The following is a 1,685-nucleotide window of genomic DNA, read 5'->3' as shown; positions in this document are numbered from 1 at the left end:
TTCACCAAGCGGCCGATGGCCAAGGTCGGCTACGACACCTCGCCCCTGGAGGACGGCTCCCTCGACGCCTACAACATCCACCGGGTGCCGCTGACGACGCTGACGGTGGAGGCGCTCAAGGACTTCGGGCTGACCCGCAAGGAGGCCGAGCGCAGCAAGAACATGTTCGCGCTGGGTCTGCTGTCGTGGATGTACCACCGTCCGACGGAGGGCACGGAGAGTTTCCTGCGGCACAAATTCGCCAAGAAGCCGGACATCGCCGAGGCGAACATCGTCGCGTTCCGGGCGGGCTGGAACTTCGGCGAGACCACCGAGGACTTCGCCGTCTCCTACGAGGTCGCCCCCGCGACGAAGGCGTTCCCGACCGGTACCTACCGCAACATCTCCGGGAACCTGGCCCTCTCCTACGGGCTGATCGCGGCGGCCCGGCAGGCGGACCTGCCGCTCTACCTCGGCTCCTACCCGATCACCCCGGCCTCGGACATCCTGCACGAGCTGTCGAAGCACAAGAACTTCGGCGTGCGGACCTTCCAGGCCGAGGACGAGATCGCCGGCATCGGCGCCGCCCTGGGAGCCGCGTTCGGCGGGGCGCTGGGCGTGACGACCACCTCCGGGCCGGGCGTGGCCCTGAAGTCCGAGACCATCGGCCTCGCGGTCTCCCTGGAGCTCCCGCTCCTGATCGTCGACATCCAGCGCGGCGGCCCCTCCACCGGCCTGCCGACCAAGACGGAGCAGGCCGACCTCCTCCAGGCCATGTACGGCCGCAACGGCGAAGCCCCCGTCCCCATCGTCGCCCCGCGCACCCCGGCGGACTGCTTCGACGCCGCGCTCGACGCGGCCCGGATCGCCCTGACCTACCGCACGCCGGTCTTCCTGCTCTCCGACGGCTACCTCGCCAACGGTTCCGAGCCCTGGCGGATCCCGGACGTGGCCGACCTCCCGGACCTCAGCGTCCAGTTCGCCACGAGCCCCAACCACCAGCTCGCGGACGGCACCGAGGTCTTCTGGCCGTACAAGCGCGACCCGCAGACCCTGGCCCGCCCCTGGGCGGTCCCCGGTACGCCCGGCCTCGAACACCGCATCGGCGGGATCGAGAAGCAGGACGGCACGGGCAACATCTCCTACGACCCGGCCAACCACGACCTCATGGTCCGCACCCGCCAGGCCAAGATCGACGGCATCACCGTCCCCGACCTCGACGTCGACGACCCGGACGGCGCCCGCACCCTCGTCCTCGGCTGGGGCTCCACCTACGGCCCCATCACCGCCGCCGTCCGCCGCCTGCGCACCACCGGAACCCCCGTCGCACAGGCCCACCTGCGCCACCTCAACCCCTTCCCGAGGAATCTCGGTGAGGTCCTGAAGCGTTACGACAAGGTAGTGGTGCCCGAGATGAACCTCGGACAGCTGGCCACCCTGATCCGGGCGAAGTACTTGGTCGACGCCCAGTCGTACAACCAGGTCAACGGAATGCCCTTCAAGGCGGAGCAGCTCGCGACGGTTCTCAAGGAGGCCATCAATGACTGAGGTGACCGACGCCCCCACCCTGCTCTCGCTGGTGCCCAAGGCCGAGGCCAAGCAGTCGATGAAGGACTTCAAGTCGGACCAGGAGGTCCGCTGGTGTCCGGGCTGCGGGGACTACGCCGTCCTCGCCGCCGTCCAGGGCTTCATGCCCGAGCTCGGCC

Annotated in this window: 1 protein-coding gene and 1 pseudogene; both read left to right on the top strand. The window is 69.4% G+C overall.

Going from position 1 to position 1,685, the window contains the following annotated elements; genetic code table 11:
• The coding region (locus tag AB0O29_RS35700) for a 2-oxoacid:acceptor oxidoreductase subunit alpha (RefSeq protein ID WP_365160537.1) at positions 1-1,527 on the top strand (1,527 nt) is incomplete at its 5' end.
• Positions 1,520-1,685: pseudogene (locus AB0O29_RS35695) on the top strand (2-oxoacid:ferredoxin oxidoreductase subunit beta); the annotation flags it as partial. The gene AB0O29_RS35700 and the pseudogene AB0O29_RS35695, both read left to right, overlap by 8 nt.

The sequence above is a fragment of the Streptomyces sp. NPDC089915 genome (assembly GCF_040684675.1).
Classification (GTDB): Bacteria; Actinomycetota; Actinomycetes; order Streptomycetales; family Streptomycetaceae; genus Streptomyces.
This window is presented reverse-complemented; position numbering and strand designations above follow the sequence as displayed.